2 protein-coding genes are annotated in these 999 nt (G+C 66.6%); one reads left to right on the forward strand and one right to left on the reverse strand.

All coding sequences use genetic code 11. The annotated features are described in order from the left end of the window. A partial coding sequence (locus ACFQV6_RS44230; protein ID WP_378033736.1) for a helix-turn-helix domain-containing protein occupies window positions 1-347 on the reverse strand: 347 nt, incomplete at its 3' end. A gap of 129 nt (window positions 348-476) precedes the next feature. Here ACFQV6_RS44230 and ACFQV6_RS44235 point away from each other — a divergent pair. Beyond that, a partial coding sequence (locus ACFQV6_RS44235; protein ID WP_378033737.1) for a hypothetical protein occupies window positions 477-999 on the forward strand: 523 nt, incomplete at its 3' end.

Below are 999 nucleotides of genomic sequence, written 5' to 3' on the forward strand. Positions count from 1 at the left end.
AGCGGCCAGTCCCGTACCGACACACCGGGATCGTCGCCCCACTCGTAGGCGTCTAGGGCGTCCTCGACAGCGAGCAGACCGGTGTGCGCACCGCCGCCCGTGCCGTCGGCAGATTGCCAGGGTGCGGGTGCGAACGCGGACGGGGGTACACGTAGCGCCCGTGCCAGGGCCTCGAGGGTGGCGCGGTTGCCTAGTGGCTTCTCTCCGCGCTCCAGTTTGGCCAGGTAGCCGAACGTGATACCGGCGAGATCCGCGGTGGTGGCCAGGGTTTGCTGTCGCCACACTCGGATCTCACGTAGGCGGCGGCCGGTGTGGTTGGGGCCGATGTCGTCGTTGTAGTCGTTCAATTCGACTCTCCCAGCTTGGGGGCGATCACCGCCACGGTACCCCCGCCGACATCGCGGGGGTACGCGTCCGATCCGGTCACAGAACTGCCCATTTGCATGCCCAGAAGCGCCGTAGAGCCACGAAAAGGCTTGCAGCGACTACATGGCAGCATCGGCAATCTCGGCGGCTTCACGGGCTTTGTGGCCGCCGCGCCAACCCGCTTTGCTGAGTGTGGACGGCTCGTTGCCTCGTACCCGGGACGGCATGAACTTCTCAGGCAATCCTGCGTCGGTCAGGGTCGCGACGGCGGCAGCGTGGGACGTGAACGGCTCGTCGCTCCGGCCGGGATCGAGGTGCGCCGAACGATGCGCAGGCTCAAGACCAAGTTGGAGGGAATCCGGGATCTGCGCGAGCAGCTGGGGCTCTCGCGTGACCCGATGGTGGAGGTGGTGTTGTTGACGCGCACGAATCGGCCGTACGCGACGAAGACCGGGCCGGATGCGGATGTGCGTGCGGCGCTGACGGACGGGGATCTGCGGCTCACGGTGATGGATTCGCAGGTGCAGTTCCACGATGACCTGTACCGGCAGTGCTATGGCCTGCCGTTGGAGCTTGAGGGCACTACATACCCGCAGGTTGCCGCGGAGTTGATTCGACGGTGGGAGGCGGCGC

Source organism: Actinoplanes sp. GCM10030250 (genome assembly GCF_042666575.1).
Lineage (GTDB): Bacteria > Actinomycetota > Actinomycetes > Mycobacteriales > Micromonosporaceae > Actinoplanes.